The organism is Paenibacillus sp. O199 (genome assembly GCF_001636635.1).
In the GTDB taxonomy this organism is placed as follows: domain Bacteria; phylum Bacillota; class Bacilli; order Paenibacillales; family Paenibacillaceae; genus Paenibacillus; species Paenibacillus marchantiae.
Genome location: NZ_LGRP01000001.1, coordinates 330,307 through 345,914, shown reverse-complemented (window position 1 = coordinate 345,914; position 15,608 = coordinate 330,307). Strand labels below are relative to the sequence as shown.

The following is a 15,608-nucleotide window of genomic DNA, read 5'->3' as shown; positions in this document are numbered from 1 at the left end:
TTCCCTGAACTGAACACACCTGAGAACATGGAGTATGTCTATAACACGATTGATCAAGCAGTTAAACTTGAAACCAATTGGGGTTATTATACCCTAAAAGACATTCAGAGTATCGATCTGGATGAGTTGAGTGATTACATCAAATACACTGCAAATAAACGTCTGAAGTTGATGGGTATGGAGAAGTTGTATGAAGGTGTAGATGTGAACTGTATGCCTTGGATTAAGCCATTTTCAGATGAAGCTTTGAATTCAACTAAGACCGATTTCTTTGAGGCTAAATCACGCAACTATGGTAAAGTTGGCGATGATAACGGATTTGATGATTTGTAAAATATTTAATTAAGGGAGCACTAAATATACATATGACGGACACTAATAAGCATAAAACAGACTTTGAAAAAGTTCGAGAATTTCAAAAGGCATTCAATTGTCCAGCGCCAGATGTGCCTACACCACTAAGTGATACACAAGCAATGAATCGAGCTTCTTTTTCAGCAGAAGAAGGAATTGAACTATTGTTTGCGACTGCAATGGACAAGGAAAAGTTTAAAGACATGTATGCAGAGTTTTTGGTTCGACTAAATAAAAGCTATGAAAAGCAATTAACAAAAGAGTTTCCACCTACAAAATTGATTGGTCAAGTTGACGCTCTAATTGATAAAAAGTATTTTGCTGAAGGTGGACTTGTGGAAACGGGTGTTATTCCTGATGCTATATTTAATTATGTTCATCAGGCCAACATGGCGAAAATTTGGGATGACGGAAAACCCCATTATGACGAGTATGGTAAAATTATTAAACCTCCGAATTGGGAAAAAGACTTTGCACCAGAACCAAAGATTGAGAAAGAGATTAATCGACAAATCGAACTTGGTTCCTCAAGATTTAATTAATACATATATGGCGGTGGTTAATCCACTGCCTTTTTAATTTAACTAAAGGAGACATAAACATGAAAAACTATCTCGATTTAATACAAGATATAATGGACAATGGTGTACATAAGGGAGATCGTACTGGAACTGGTACAGTATCTGTATTTGGCAGACAACTCCGCTTCGATCTCTCCGAAGGATTCCCCTTGGTAACAACCAAACGAATCCATCTCAAATCAGTAGTGCATGAACTATTATGGTTTTTGAGCGGGGATACGAATATATCCTATTTGAAAGAAAATGATGTAAAGATTTGGGATGCTTGGGCAGATGAAAATGGTGACTTAGGGCCAGTGTATGGATCACAATGGCGTACTTGGGAAGCACCAAACGGGGAGAAGATCGATCAGATTGCTGCCGTTATTGATTCGATCAAGAATAATCCGGATTCGCGCCGTCATCTGGTAAGCGCATGGAATGTGGCTGAGATCAGCAACATGAAGCTGCCACCTTGTCATTTCGCGTTTCAGTTTTACGTTGCAGAAGGTAAATTATCATGTATGCTAAACATGCGTTCTGTGGATACGTTCCTTGGTTTGCCATTTAACATTACCAGTTATGCGCTGCTGACTCATATGATTGCCCAACAGTGTGATCTTGAGGTAGGTGAATTCATCTGGTCTGGTGGCGATGTGCATATCTACACTGATCATGTGGAGCAAGTGAAAACTCAACTTAAGCGTGAGCCCTTCAAGCTTCCTAAGTTAATTATAAAACGTAAGCCTGATTCTATTTTTGATTATAAGTTTGAGGATTTTGAGTTTGAGAACTATCAGCATCATCCAACAATTAAAGGTAAGGTATCGGTATGAGCAAGCTATCAATTATTGTTGCGATGGACAAGAACGGACTAATTGGCTGCGAAGGTAAATTGCCTTGGCATATCCCATGGGATCTCAAGTATTTCAGAGAGAAAACTCTCGGAGCCAATGTAGTAATGGGAAGAACGACATATAAATCAATAGGTAAAGCACTGCCGCATCGTACCAATATTATTCTTACGTCAGATAAGAACTACAAAACTAATAATTGTATCGTAGTCAATAACATAGATGAAGTGTTAAGGTATACTGAAAAATCTACAGCAGACACATTTGTAATAGGTGGCTCATCCATCTATCAGCAATTCCTTCCTTATGTTGATGACATGTACATCAATCAAATTCAATCTGTGTATAATGGAGACGCATACTTTCCTCAATGGGACAAAGAGGAATGGGACACCGTACAAGAGCAAGTTGTTGAGACTACTGAGGATGACACAGTATACAAAATAAAGGTAAAATATATAAAGAGAATAAGAATAAATATATGTACAATGTAAATATATTGTGATATGATGAGTACAGGTTAAAGAACCTGTACTTTTTCTTATTTAAGGAGGATGAGGCATGAGAGGAGAGTTAAATATATTTAATGAAAGTACTGCTATTAGTACCCACAGTGTTGCTTGTATTGGTTCTTAAGAGTCACAAGAAATGGATAACGCTAGAGAATATTAAAGAGACCTTAACTGCAAGATTCTGGAGTCAAGTTTTCTACGCTACGGCACTATCATATATCGGATTCAACATTTTAAGTTCTTTGACAAATGGATATCATGAAGCTACTCAAGATATACTTGTAAATGTCCCAATTGTTTATGTGTACAGTATTTTAATTAGTCCACTAATTGAAGAATTAATCTGTAGAAAATTATTTTTTAACTGGTTAGATAGGAGATTTGGATTCATTATCGCGGTAGCATTAAGCTCTCTAGCATTCGCTATTCCTCATTTTAATCCTTCTCTTATGTTGGGGTATTTGTGGTTGGGAGTTGTGTGGTCTTGGCATTATAAAAAGAGCGGTAATATTCTAATAACAATCATTAGTCACGCAATATATAACTATATTGCTATCTTAATTATGTCGATGGGAGGATAGTCAATACATATGATGAACAAAGTGATACAATTTTTATTTTGGAGTAGGGCATTTGAGGGGATTAGAGAAGCACATAGAAGAATGTGCTATGAGTTAGGTAAGGACGATCAAGAAAGAGAGCACTCATATACGTACGTGGATGAATCATATCAAAAATAAACAATAAGAGGTAAAATACATATGAAAATTAAAAGTGTTATTATTGATAAATATTCAGAGCTTTGTCCTCTGAGCTTTATGAAATGCGAATCATTCAGCGAAGTGGAGTATAAAATTGAAAGAAGTATTGCTTTGGGACAAACGATCAAGAGAACTGAAAAAGAGAGACACGTTCAATATTACCATAACTGTTTCGTTATTCAGAACAATACTGTAGTAGATATGTACAAGGACTTGAGTAAATGTGTTGATGTAAGAAAATCGGTTAAAAATGCCTATGACTGGAAGGCTGGAAAAGCAATTGTTTAAGTGAAAGCCGTCTTTTATCAAAATATTGAATACATATAACAACGAATAATAAACATCTAAGTTAAGGAGAATCTTCAAATATGAGTATACTCGAAGCTGCTCAATATAGTTTTCATGGATTTACAGTGATTTCAAACTCTGGTAAGAGATATTCTTCAGACATGTTAAATGTGAAATGGATCGGATTGCACTATGCTTCCATGAACAACTGTGGAATGACAGATGAAGAACGTAAAGGTGAATGGGAAGCAGTGATTAGTTTAAGGAGCAACTGAAAAACTAACTTTAATGTAAAATAAAGGAAGACATACAATGCTACTGTTTTGGATTAATCCATTCGAAGAAATGTTCAACATTAAATCATATACCAAGTGGTATCACTATTTCTGGGCGATGCCGTTAACTGCCATACTTTTCTGTGTATGTTGGGTTGCGGTTCCATTAATTCGCTTAATCGACCATCTACAAAGTAAGTCAAAACGTAAATAGGTTAAGGAGGATATAACACATGGCAATTGAAGCACATCGTTGTAACGTAACAGATTGCAAGGGATTCATCGTATTTGAAAATGCAGACTTTGATAAACCAGAAGTGGTCGATGGAATGTACCAGTACACAGCCCCAAGGTGCATAGAATGTGAAAAAGAGTATAAGGTTGTTCCTCACTATATCGTAATTAGCTTGGATGAATACGGAGATATGGAACACGTTGAATCGGCATGTATCACCGAATATGAAAGACGAGCGAAGGAGCGTAAGATTGAAGAGGAAACAGATCCGTGGGAACGTGTTCGCAAATTCATTGAATTCAGCGGCTACACGTACTCAGTGAACGATGTCATTTACGCATACGCTGACTATCGGCAAGAGCCACGGTATTTAAGCCATAGCATGAAAGATTGCATCGACAACCTGAAAGAATCGCTTGATAAACTTGTGCCATTTGGCATGTAGGGAGGATACATAAATGACAAAAACATTGACCCGGGAGCAAGTATTGGCGATGGAGCCAGTGGAAATCGACCGCTATATTCATTCAAATTTGTTTAATGGCGAAGATTTAACAGGATTTAAGTATATGCATGTAACTTATACAATACCCGACAGACGCGTTTTTGTTAAAGAAATTGATACAGGCGTGATATGGAGAGAATGCCTAGCTTATTCCCTAGAGATATCATCTGCATGGGAAGTAGAAAAGAAGATCAAGGAACTTAGGTTACAGGCTAAATATTGCACAGCATTAAAACAGGTTGTGGTTGGCACAGGAGAATATGTAGGAATGTTTGACTATATACACGCAACACCTGAACAACGTTGCAAAGCCGCGTTATTGGCTGTACTGGACATTTAGGAGGATATTGAAGATGAGGAATAAGCATCGTGGCAAGCACATTGAAACAGGAGAGTGGATCAAGGGTTATTTAATTGGAGACGATGTAATCGTAGGTGACATTGTGGAATGGGATGAGCAATATTTCTGTACTGAATTCTGGTATTTAGTTGATCCAGTAACGGTAGGCCAAAGTATTGGGAAGGCGGATGTTGTGAGTAAAGAAGATTTATTTGAGGGAGACATCCTCTCTCCCAATTGGGCAATCAAGGAACGCGAAGCTAAAGTCATATGCTATGACACAAACCAATCAAAATATAAGGCAGTGCCATTGAGTATGTATTTAGCTAATGCGGGTAATGGTGGTTGGACTGGTTACGACATTGAATGGATGCCACATAAGATTGGTAACATACATGATAATCCTGAACTATTGGAGGACTAAAGATGAAAAATATTGAAGTGGGTCAGACACTTTATGTGAATATCAGTGGCTTTCTATATAAAGAGGCGAATTTAAAAGAATACACTGTACAAAAAGTAAATACATCAAGTGTATACGTTTTACAAGAAAGTGGTAAGCATCCTATTAGATTGAACAAGAGAACACTGACTAGCGATAATGGAGTTTTGGGTCATTACAAGGCATATGTTAATGCTGATGAATATTGGGATAAGATTAATCGAGTTAATGAACGTCGAGATCTTGCAGATAGTGTCAAAGAGAAAGTTGGAAGAATGAATTTAGAACAATTAAAAGAGGTTGACGCATTAATAAACAAAATGAAGTCTGTAAAAGTCTAGTTTTATAAAGAAGAGGAGCTGTTAAAAGTTGAAAGTGATCATTAAAGAAGAGTCGACTTGGGTAGCGAAGCCCGAAACAGTTAACGTTGAATACTACGTAACTACAGACGGAAAAGAGTTCAAAAGTAAAGATGATGCCAACCATCATCAAATGTTAATCAATATTGAATCGGTAGGGTTCTCAAATGAATTACCTGATAATGTAGTTTATCACTACATCAAAAATTTAGATGATTTGAAAGTACTAACAAATGAAAAATTCATAAAACTTAAATTACACTATATTGAAACTTATACTTTTCCCTGCTGGATTGGCATACAAACAAAATATGATTACGACTATGGTGATGAGTATGAGATTTATGATATCGGTGAACTAAAAGAGGAAATGAAAAGAACAATTGAATCATATAAAAGCTTGCTAAGTAAAGTAACTGAGGAGGAAGCAATTTGACTAAATCAACATTTGAAAAACCAACATCAATAACAATTGATGCACTATCGTACCTATCTGGAGCATTAAAAAATGGACTAAAAAAAGATCTTCAGAAACACCAGAAACCATGCGATGACTGTAAAGGTACTGGATTAGAAATTACAAATCAAATATACGGAATATCTGATGATCCAGACAAAAGCAAACTCTTTCCTTACGATAATCAATACATAATTAGCTGTAGACACTGCCATTCAGGAGTAGTGAATTTGTGTGAATTTTGCAATGAAAAACTATCACGGTTTAATGATTGTGATTGCCCAGATGCATTACATGAAAAAGATATTCAAAGAGCAGCAAGAGAGCAAGAATTGTGGGATAAAGCAATTAAATTAGATCCGACTAATGATATTGCCATGAATATGGGTATGTATCAATCAGATGACTACCCTTATAGCGATGGTTACTTTGCAAGTTTTGATGAATTCATTGAGACATGGGAAGATAATCATGAACCAGATGAACAGAAACCTACCTATGTATGGGGCACTCGTTCAATTAGTTTATCACTTGATGCTGACGATATCTTAGATCGTGAGTCCGAAGATTTACATGAGGATGCATTAGATAATATTGAAGAAAAAGATGAATTTCAAAAGTTTCTGGATGAGTGGTGCTCAAAACAAAAATGGACAACTACATATTATGGTGAGAACAAATATGCAATTAAGATTCCATGGAATAATTAAGTGGAGACAAATATGAAATATCACATAACGCCAAAGCAAGCTAAAGAAGTAACAGAGGAACAATTTTATTCTTTCTTTAACGACATTGTATCTCGTAAAGATTGGGCTAATTATCACCATAGGAAGATGGATATTGGTAAGATGATTGACTATTTGGACGAAGTAACAATTGGCAAAAGTATTGTAGATGGGAAATGGAATGTGTGTACTTTTCTTACCGATAAGCACTATGAAGGAGAAGAACTAGTGGATGCTTTGTGGGAAGCAATGAAAGATGAGATTGACGAACAATAATAGAAAGAAAAAGGAGAATATTAAACAATGACTATTCAAGAACCAAAAAAGAATTTCGTAACAGTAACTTGTCAACAAGGCAGATACACACTTGGGTCATCAGAAGAAAGTGCTCGTTATTATTTTGTAATTGGAAGAGATGACACTAAGGATCTTTGGAAGTCATTTTTGGTTGACATTGAAAAAGACTGTATCAACCATAGAGATCAAACCCCTCTTGAAGTGGCGTATGAGATTAAAGAAATCTACGATGGTTACTGGATACATAGTGGTGTTGGCGACATTCAAAAAATGATTGATTACCTTGAGAGTATTGAAGAAGAAGAGGAAAAGATTCGAGAAGACTATGAGCTGGAATATGCTAAGTATAAAGTTGAGTATTGGGTTAACCAAGTTAAAGAGCTTGAGTTTGCTAAGAACAAGGTCGCCAATTAAAGATGTGATTATTCTATATGAAATACCTGTTTCACAGAGAAAAACCACCCAATTAAGGATGGTCGGATAGCTTAGTTTAGAAAAGGTGTGTAGAAATGCAATCGAACAAGTTATACAGGTCTTCAAAGTAATCAAAGATAAACCTAGATACCTTATTACTTTGAATCCGAATGTAAAGAACCCTACTAAATTGTACATACATACTAACGAGTTTTTTCATCTATATCAGCTACCCTTCGTAAGAGAATAACTAATATAGATCTCGATCACTCGTAGACTGATGAAATGGCTCGAATCCTGAAAAAAAGTTGTGATTAATCAAAATTCTGTGTCTAATCTGTGTCTTTTAACATTAAATTGAATTTAAATAACAAAATATGTATAAAGGGAGATGTGAAATGAGCAATGTTGAAATTAAAGTTAACGTAATTAACCAATTGAAGCTGTTGCGACAGAGCACTTTTAAGGACAAATTATCATTTCTTGATGAAGACATTCAGAACGCTCAACGAGCAAAGGCTACTGAGGTTCATGTAACGATAGACTACTACAACAAGAAAGTAACAATCGAAAACAACGGTCAAGCACTGGTTAATCCACAAGCTCTATTTTCAATCGCTGAGTCAGAATGGGATGAAGATATTCAAAGATCGGAATCGCCGTTTGGAATGGGATTCTTCAGTAACATTACTGTGAGCGATCATATTGAAGTGTTAACGGGAAATAAACATATTGTCTTCAATGTTGGTGAGATGATTCAGAATAACGAAACAGACATAGAGGTAACTGAGACAGACAATACATATGAAGGTTTCAAATTGATACTGAATAATTTTGACTTTACAGAAGTATCAATATCTCTGATTCGAGAGCGAGTCGAATTGCTAGGGAAATACATACATGAGTTAGATATCTATTGTGACAATAAACTTCAACCAAAAAAGAATTTGACAGATACAGATGGCAGCGTGTTTTCTAGTGTGATTGAATCGGATAATATTCAGGGTTGGATTGCATTAAACTCAGGATTCAGCCAAGACCTAAAAGTGTTCTATAAGGGTAGGTTGGTGACTAAACTTGAGAATTACTATTATGTTAAAGGCGATTTGCACATCAACGATAAAACTTTAAATCTAACCTCTCCAGATCGCAAAGACATCATTAGAGATGATAAGTATTTTGCATTCTTAAAGGAAGCAACAAAATACATAAAAGAACTTGCTAATAACAGTTTTCTACATGGACAACAGAAACACATTGAGAATCATATTGATGCTATCTCATGGAATGCAGATAAGGAAAAATTGAAAAATGAAATGTCATTCCTAGTGTTTGACACAGAAAATGAAAATGACTCCGAATACCTTAATAAGATTGCTTTGGCTAAAAGAAAGAATCCAGAAATCAGAAGCGTTAATCAATATGAGGTTTTCATTAAATCAGAAGCAGCTAAACAGTCTGAATCGAATCATAAAGAGATAGAATTCACGCAAGAGGTAAAACGCAAAGCACCTGAAGCTGATGGTATTTCTACTTGGTATGGAAGTGAAGGGTCGGCTGGTGGACGAAGTGAGCCTAAAATCGATGAGGATAAAATCGAAGAAAGAAAAGGGCGACAGATCGACTTTGACTCTGAACCAGTATTCTGGTTATCATTCGATCAAATAGTTGAACATGAAAAGAAATTTAAAATTGCAGAGCATTACAAACTCAAGGTGATTGTGTCTAGGAATAAGTTAGAAAGTGGAATTTTAGAAACATTGGGCAAAGATCAAAACATTGTACATATTTCAGAACTAACCGAAAGAACTTTGATTAAAGCATCCATCTCAAATACTGAGCTGAGTAAAAAGGAGAGCAGAGCCCTAATGTTGTTGGACATGATTAGTCGGATGATTGGATTCAGCAGAAATGTATTCTCTATTGGAGACGTTATGGTGCTAAAACAAACTCAAATTGAGGTATTAAACCATACGATTGAAAAAATTGAAGACGAATTTGTAGCGGTACATGACTACATAAACAATAAAGTATACATAGACAGATCAGTAATAGATGATAGCAAACTTAGAGAGAGTAATGATGAGAAGTTAGATATTAGTGACTATAAGTTCCTCTTGAGTAATTTGAAAGAGATTGTTCGAGCAGTTAGTCTTATGAATTTTGATGAAGTAGAAAGACCTAAAGATCTGTACGACTGTTTGATTGATGGTTTGGCAATAGCGTAGTCAACACTAAATAAAAAACAATACAAGGGAGATATAATAAATGACACTTGAAAACAGTATTAAAGACACAATCACCAAAAAGCTAGAGGATGGAACTGTAGAGAAGTTAATTGAAGAACAACTTGAAAAAGGTGTAGTAAATGCACTTGAAAATCTATTTCGCTCATACGGTGATGTCACAAAGATCATTGAGGATAAAGTTAAATCGGTAATGGTTCCCTATCTTGAGTCTTATGACTATTCGCAATACATAATTAAATTGGATGCAGTTTTGGTAGATGTTCTTCAAAACTCAGCACTTGAAAATAAGCAGCTTCTTAATAATTTCAAAAATCTTATGATTGCAGATGACAAAGTAAAGCAATTGAATGTATCGGATCTCTATAAGCAATGGATGAGTTATGTATCTAAGAACATTGATACGAACAAATTAGAGGTTGATTACGATGATGGCGTTAGTTATGAATATGCCGAAGTTACATTAGATGTAGAGTATAGCGAAGAAAGACTGTGGGGTTCGTATGAGTACGCTAACTTGATTTTTGAATGTGAGAAAGATGAAGAGATGAATCAGTCAATTAGATTGTATCACTGGAAGGAAAGTAAAGACAAAGGGTGGAGTATTGAGCGTCATGAAGTAAAGGATATAAAATCTCTTAGACACTTAAATGATTTTGAGCTCTTGCTGATGAAGTTGAATCAGAACTATACAACCTTAAATATCGATGTCGAGTCAGATTCGGATTGTGTTGAGGTTGAGGCAAAACCAGAGCCAACATTTAGTTAATACATAATTCCAATGAAACACTTGTTTTAAGAAGAAAAAAAGAAATCGCTCCAATTAAGGAACGACTCTTCATACGATCCACCATCTAATTTACCCTTGCAGGATTAATTGTACTTTGAAGTGTCATTTAAATCAACAATACAAAAGAAAGATTCTACATTAAACATGTAGTCAATGGTGGAGACAATGAAAATAAGCATCAAACTGGAGAAACGTATCGCAAATTTTAACAATGAAGAAATGATTAAACTAGCAAAAGAGACAGGAGATAAAGAATTAAAAGACAAAATTATCAAAAACAACATGCATTTTGTAGTCAAATTGGCTAACAAGACGTTAACTAGCGGCTCACTTGAAGAACCAGATGAGTTAGTTAGTATGGGGATGGTTGGACTAATAAAAGCTTATGATACATATGACTACACTAAGAATATTAAATTCTCCACTTATTTAGCAAAGGTGGTAGTAAGAGAGTTCTCAGCAAATGCAAGAGCAAAAGGTATGAAGTGTCGTAGCAAATATAGCAGCATTAGTATAGATAACAATCTTTACAAGACAAACTCTGGAGACAGCGAAAAATTATTGTCGGAAATATTGGCTGATGATAGTCATCTTGACTTGATTGCTGTTGAAGACTCCATGTTTGACAATGTACTAAGTGGACATATTGAACATAAATTAACCCCAAAAGAGAAGATTGTGTCTCGCAAGTATTTTTTCGATGGTATGAGTATTTCTGATATTGGCAGAGAAATGAATGTATCAAGACAGGCCGCGCATCAATATTTTAAGAGTAGTGTGAAGAAATTAGCTCCAGCATTTGCATAATACATAGTTTTAATGAAACTTATATTTTACATAGAAAAGAGGAACATCTTGAGCAGAAATAAAATCATTAAGTACTATGTGCGTGATGAAATTACATATAAAATCACATATAAAAATAATTCAGAGTGGATCGAAGGAATCGGATTATTTCATAGTCACAATGTAAAAATCAAAAAGAAAATATGTCCTCTAGTATACCAAACAGTATTCAATAGGCATTATGCATTAAATATTGGAAAAAGTTATATTGATAAGGCGATTAAAGAATATTTCGGAGAGGAAGATGTGAATGGATAATTCGGAACTAAAAGAACTTTTCTACTCAGAAGAAATGAAACCAATCAGACAAAGTTACTATAACGAAGCTTACAGACAGGGAAAGTTCGATGAAGCAGCAAGCAATGGACACGCAGAGGAAGTGTTTGATTGGCAAGGTGACGACTTTAGTGTTTGGAAAGACAAGGTTTGGTACTCAGACAAAGATCAGTATCATGTCGGAGTCGAGGGATACATGGGATTTGAGAATATGACTCAAGCTATTGAATGTTATGAACAGTTTAATGAAGCGTTTAAACAATACATAGAACAAAATGGTGGATTAAAGGAAAAGCATCTCGGATGGCATAAAATCTATAGTGTTAGAGCTGTCAATGTGGCGTATGAGAATGAGTGTTATTGGATTTTTCTTGATGGGAACAAGTCTGAGGAAATAAGTGACTTGTATTGGTACATGCATGATGTAATTAATCAACTAAAAGAATTGAATGATTCTTTGTAAAAGATGCATTTCAGCGCTAATGAGGAGAGATAAATATTTTAAATGTAGTAATTAATGCTTGGCTATTGTTCTTTTCAATCCTTAGTCTAGTTGTATTTATAGGTGTGGTTAGAGGTAAATTGAAATTTACATGGGGCCATTTATTGTGGTTCATCATCGGTATGATTTTCGTAGCTATCCCATATCAGGCAATGATATATGAGTTAATGGAGACAAAATGAAAAATGTAAATAAACACATAGGCATATACGGCTATAAACCATCAGCAAGGTTATATAGCAATGCAGACTCTCTCTATTGCAATAACTGTGAAGCTACGCCGAGACTTACTTCAACGAAAGAATACTTCGTGCCCTCAAAATGGTATCAGTTTTCAAGTTGCCTAGACACATGCACATGGATTATTTGCTCAGATTGTTGTACACCTTTAAAAGTAAAATAGAGAACAGGAGTGATGCATTATTCAGATTCAAAGTTACACAAAGATTTTAAATAGTAGATTTGATAAGGGATTGATTGAGAAAGAGAAGTACGACAAATACATAGTTAAACTTGTAGAGTGGCAGCTAAACTACGGCATAGAATATTACCAGACCGAGAACGATCCATATTAATAGGAAGGTAAATACATATGATCGAATTAAACGAAAAGGAATTATTCTTGATTTTTGAAAAACGATTAAGAATGTACTACCCTTCATTTAAAGATAAGGCTATAAGATTTGATTACAACTTTGATATGAACTATGCAAGCTACGATTATGTTAACAGGAAGCTCCACTTTAACAACTACATCCTTCATTTTCAGTTTGAAGGTGACCGTTACAGAAAGTTTAGCTATCATGAAGCGGTCAGAATGATTGAGCGTGAGCATCCAGAAACAAAAGTGAGATTGAACTTATACATAGATAATGAATTAAACGACATAGATGATGAAGACAATTACAAACAGAATGTAAAGTTTTATTGCATTTTAGATTCAGACGATGTTGAGTTGACTGGTGACCAATTATCTTCAATGATTGACCTTGCATTAGATACTCGAACTGAAAATTGTGATAATCATGAATGGCTTAGTGAATTATCCTTGAGATATCAACGTTTTTTAAGGACAAATTCCTGATGAAACATCAATTTTATGAGAACTAAATATGAATAAATTAAGAATGAAAATATGTACAAATTAAATATTTCGTGTTATAATCATACTCATAGAGGCTACAAACGTACACAAATATACCAGTGTGGCTTAATTGCGAACACTTGTGTACATGACTTTAGAGGAGGTTGTATCACTTTGAGTAATATACTGAACTTAGATTTGGGTTTTAAGTGGACCAAAGCAGAAAGAGATGGAAAATTTTATCGTCAGCCCACAATCGTAGGAGAAGCAAAAGACATGTTTGATCAGAATATTAAATCAGATCATTTCGTCTATAATGATGAATTATTTGTGGGAAATGTTGCGCTAGAATTTAGTGATATAAAGTATTTCTCACTGAACAACAAAAAAGCTGAAGCTGAAACTAGCGATGTTGTTATGAAGACCACTTTGGGATACTTGGCAAAGAAAGATAAAGTGAATTTGGTTAGTGGACTTCCCATTAACTTTTACTTCACACAAAAAGCTCCATTCGAAGAAAAACTACTTGGTCTAGCTGATCAAGGAGAATATAAAATTCGTAAGGGTAAAGGGAAGAGTTACCCTGTGCAACCCATCGTTGAAAGATGCAAGACGGTTCCACAGGGTTTGGGTATTACAATGGATTATTTACTAGACGACGATGGAAAGATCGTCAGATTAAAAGAAGCAAAGAAAAAGATACTTACGGCAGACTTAGGGTTTTACACTTTAAATCTATTGGGATTTGATAAGTCTACAATAATGAAAGAATCGAAAAGTGTATTGGTTGGTGTCGAGAAAGCCTACACACTGTTGCAAACTTACATACAAAAATTAACTGGACATACACCTGCAATTTATGAATTAGACCCATACGTGATTTCAGGCAAATATCAGGGACACAACATTGTTCCTTTGATTAGAAGAGCATTCAAATCATTGGCTTTACAGATTAAGAATGAAATTGAAAGTCTGAATACGGAATTTGACATATATTTAATTGCTGGTGGGGCTGCACGATATATCTTTGATTACTTAGATCTGCCAAATAAAGTCTTGATGGATCAATTGGCTCAAGTGAGAGGATACGGGAAGATAGGTAGAAAATCATGGAAATAGCGGCAAGAGCAAGATTACGACCGATTAAAGATGAAGATCTACGCGAAGCTTGGAAAAATCTGCCCCCACACGAAGATAAGAGCGATGTTGTAAGGAGAGCGCTTAGGTTGCTGTTCTTTGGTAGCAGCCCCTATTCAAACAACGCTCATTCCAGCTACCCAGCCAATGAAGAAATTGTTGAATTCATTGTTCAGAGCAAAGTCGAACAATCAGAGGATGCAGAGCTATATGAAGAAAAGTTAGACGAGCTGTTCGAATCATTTTAATGTAGGCTTCGGCCTACTATACATAGATTATAATCAATAAAACAGATGTGCATTTTGCACTTACACAGTCGCATATACTGTCTTAACGAGGTGATGACTGTGGACGAGAGCGTCAGAAGAATTACTGTTAATGATTCAAGGATCAATATTGTTTTTAACGCTGATGATGGACTAAAAGCACCATTAGAGCAAAGTGAGGAGAAGTCATTAACAAGTAATCATAATGAATCCGCAGCAGACATTTTTAGTGAGATGGGCGAAATGATTGGGCTGGATAAGGTAAAGGATCTCATTTACGAAATTTATTCTTTGATCCAAATAAACAAGTATCGTAGTGAAGAAGGTCTCAAGAACAGTAAACAGGTTTACCATATGATATTCAAAGGGAACCCCGGAACTGGAAAAACTACAGTAGCAAGAATTATCTCTAAAATGCTTAACAAAATGGGTGTACTCAGTAAGGGTCACTTAATTGAGGTTGAACGTGCCGATTTAGTTGGGGAGTATATTGGTCATACCGCCTTGAAGACTCGCGACCTTGTTAAGAAGGCCATGGGGGGGATTCTTTTCATCGATGAGGCATATAGTCTTGCCCGAGGTGGAGAAAAAGATTTTGGTAAAGAGGCTATAGACACACTTGTAAAAGTTATGGAAGACAAAAGTGATGACCTGATTATCATATTAGCTGGATATCCCATAGAGATGGAAGATTTTCTTCAGATCAATACAGGATTACCTTCTCGTTTTCCAATTCAGATCAACTTTGACGACTACTCTACAGATGAATTAATGTTGATCGCTCTAAAAATGGCATCAGAAAAAGATTACAACTTTACAGGTGATGCAGCAGATAAACTCAAGAACATAATACAAGAGGAAAAGGATCTAAGAATACACTTCAGTAACGCTAGATATGTTCGCAATGTAATTGAGAAAGCAATTCGTCATCAGGCAGTGAGACTGATGAAGAGACGAGAAAAGATGACTCGCCAAAATTTAATGGAAATTACAATGCGAGATATAACATCTAACTTAAATGAAGCTAAAAAAGTAGAAGGAATTTATACTGTGTAGAGTCTCAAATGAGACTTAAAGGAG

24 protein-coding genes are annotated in these 15,608 nt (G+C 35.4%); all 24 read left to right on the top strand.

Annotation, left to right across the window (positions count from 1 at the left end):
• Nucleotides 1-333: ribonucleotide-diphosphate reductase subunit beta (locus A6049_RS33860; protein ID WP_240321275.1), on the top strand; the 333-nt coding region annotated here is incomplete at its 5' end.
• 32 nt (nt 334-365) lie between these two features.
• On the top strand, nt 366-896 hold the full coding sequence (locus tag A6049_RS01540; RefSeq protein WP_063562894.1) for a pyrophosphohydrolase domain-containing protein: 531 nt from the start codon (nt 366-368) through the stop codon (nt 894-896).
• Between the two features lie 59 nt (nt 897-955).
• The gene (thyA, locus tag A6049_RS01535; protein WP_063562893.1) at nt 956-1,750 is read left to right on the top strand and encodes a thymidylate synthase; all 795 of its coding nucleotides are present in this window, start codon (nt 956-958) and stop codon (nt 1,748-1,750) included.
• Complete coding sequence (locus A6049_RS01530) at nt 1,747-2,262, top strand: dihydrofolate reductase (protein WP_063562892.1); 516 nt, start codon at nt 1,747-1,749, stop codon at nt 2,260-2,262. Before thyA ends, A6049_RS01530 begins: the two co-directional genes overlap by 4 nt.
• Nucleotides 2,263-2,354: 92 nt before the next feature.
• On the top strand, nt 2,355-2,861 hold the full coding sequence (locus A6049_RS01525) for a CPBP family intramembrane glutamic endopeptidase (RefSeq protein WP_063562891.1): 507 nt from the start codon (nt 2,355-2,357) through the stop codon (nt 2,859-2,861).
• Between the two features lie 180 nt (nt 2,862-3,041).
• A complete protein-coding gene (locus A6049_RS01520) occupies nt 3,042-3,329 on the top strand; it encodes a hypothetical protein (RefSeq protein ID WP_063562890.1) in 288 nt (95 codons plus the stop codon).
• A gap of 80 nt (nt 3,330-3,409) precedes the next feature.
• Nucleotides 3,410-3,604 carry a hypothetical protein gene (locus A6049_RS01515; protein ID WP_063562889.1) on the top strand — a complete coding sequence of 65 codons (195 nt, stop codon included), beginning with the start codon at nt 3,410-3,412 and terminating at the stop codon, nt 3,602-3,604.
• Nucleotides 3,605-3,837: 233 nt separating this feature from the next.
• A complete protein-coding gene (locus A6049_RS01510) occupies nt 3,838-4,284 on the top strand; it encodes a hypothetical protein (RefSeq protein WP_063562888.1) in 447 nt (148 codons plus the stop codon).
• Nucleotides 4,285-4,297: 13 nt separating this feature from the next.
• Complete coding sequence (locus A6049_RS01505; protein ID WP_095205916.1) at nt 4,298-4,684, top strand: BC1872 family protein; 387 nt, start codon at nt 4,298-4,300, stop codon at nt 4,682-4,684.
• 13 nt (nt 4,685-4,697) lie between these two features.
• Nucleotides 4,698-5,108, top strand: a complete 411-nt coding sequence (locus A6049_RS01500) for a YopX family protein (protein ID WP_063562887.1) — start codon at nt 4,698-4,700, stop codon at nt 5,106-5,108.
• A gap of 2 nt (nt 5,109-5,110) precedes the next feature.
• Entirely contained in the window at nt 5,111-5,467 is a 357-nt protein-coding gene (locus A6049_RS01495; RefSeq protein ID WP_063562886.1) for a beta barrel domain-containing protein, read from the top strand.
• Nucleotides 5,468-5,495: 28 nt separating this feature from the next.
• On the top strand, nt 5,496-5,921 hold the full coding sequence (locus A6049_RS01490; protein ID WP_063562885.1) for a hypothetical protein: 426 nt from the start codon (nt 5,496-5,498) through the stop codon (nt 5,919-5,921).
• On the top strand, nt 5,918-6,652 hold the full coding sequence (locus A6049_RS01485; protein WP_063562884.1) for a hypothetical protein: 735 nt from the start codon (nt 5,918-5,920) through the stop codon (nt 6,650-6,652). The genes A6049_RS01490 and A6049_RS01485 overlap by 4 nt, the downstream gene beginning before the upstream one ends.
• A gap of 12 nt (nt 6,653-6,664) precedes the next feature.
• On the top strand, nt 6,665-6,946 hold the full coding sequence (locus A6049_RS01480) for a hypothetical protein (RefSeq protein ID WP_063562883.1): 282 nt from the start codon (nt 6,665-6,667) through the stop codon (nt 6,944-6,946).
• A 27-nt stretch (nt 6,947-6,973) separates the two neighbouring features.
• Nucleotides 6,974-7,381, top strand: coding sequence for a hypothetical protein (locus tag A6049_RS01475; protein ID WP_063562882.1), 408 nt, complete (start codon nt 6,974-6,976; stop codon nt 7,379-7,381).
• A 398-nt stretch (nt 7,382-7,779) separates the two neighbouring features.
• On the top strand, nt 7,780-9,609 hold the full coding sequence (locus A6049_RS01470; RefSeq protein WP_063562881.1) for a hypothetical protein: 1,830 nt from the start codon (nt 7,780-7,782) through the stop codon (nt 9,607-9,609).
• A gap of 40 nt (nt 9,610-9,649) precedes the next feature.
• Entirely contained in the window at nt 9,650-10,396 is a 747-nt protein-coding gene (locus A6049_RS01465) for a hypothetical protein (RefSeq protein ID WP_063562880.1), read from the top strand.
• Nucleotides 10,397-10,582: 186 nt separating this feature from the next.
• Entirely contained in the window at nt 10,583-11,224 is a 642-nt protein-coding gene (locus tag A6049_RS01460; RefSeq protein ID WP_063562879.1) for a sigma-70 family RNA polymerase sigma factor, read from the top strand.
• A gap of 48 nt (nt 11,225-11,272) precedes the next feature.
• Nucleotides 11,273-11,521: a hypothetical protein gene (locus A6049_RS01455; RefSeq protein ID WP_063562878.1), complete on the top strand. Its 249-nt coding sequence runs from the start codon at nt 11,273-11,275 to the stop codon at nt 11,519-11,521.
• Nucleotides 11,514-12,002, top strand: a complete 489-nt coding sequence (locus A6049_RS01450) for a hypothetical protein (protein WP_063562877.1) — start codon at nt 11,514-11,516, stop codon at nt 12,000-12,002. The genes A6049_RS01455 and A6049_RS01450 overlap by 8 nt, the downstream gene beginning before the upstream one ends.
• 631 nt (nt 12,003-12,633) lie before the next feature.
• A complete protein-coding gene (locus tag A6049_RS01445; RefSeq protein ID WP_063562876.1) occupies nt 12,634-13,125 on the top strand; it encodes a hypothetical protein in 492 nt (163 codons plus the stop codon).
• 174 nt (nt 13,126-13,299) lie between these two features.
• On the top strand, nt 13,300-14,244 hold the full coding sequence (locus A6049_RS01440) for a ParM/StbA family protein (RefSeq protein ID WP_063562875.1): 945 nt from the start codon (nt 13,300-13,302) through the stop codon (nt 14,242-14,244).
• The gene (locus A6049_RS32895) at nt 14,235-14,510 is read left to right on the top strand and encodes a hypothetical protein (protein WP_145921882.1); all 276 of its coding nucleotides are present in this window, start codon (nt 14,235-14,237) and stop codon (nt 14,508-14,510) included. Before A6049_RS01440 ends, A6049_RS32895 begins: the two co-directional genes overlap by 10 nt.
• A 93-nt stretch (nt 14,511-14,603) precedes the next feature.
• A complete protein-coding gene (locus A6049_RS01435) occupies nt 14,604-15,584 on the top strand; it encodes an AAA family ATPase (RefSeq protein ID WP_063562874.1) in 981 nt (326 codons plus the stop codon).
• Nucleotides 15,585-15,608 lie beyond the last annotated feature (24 nt).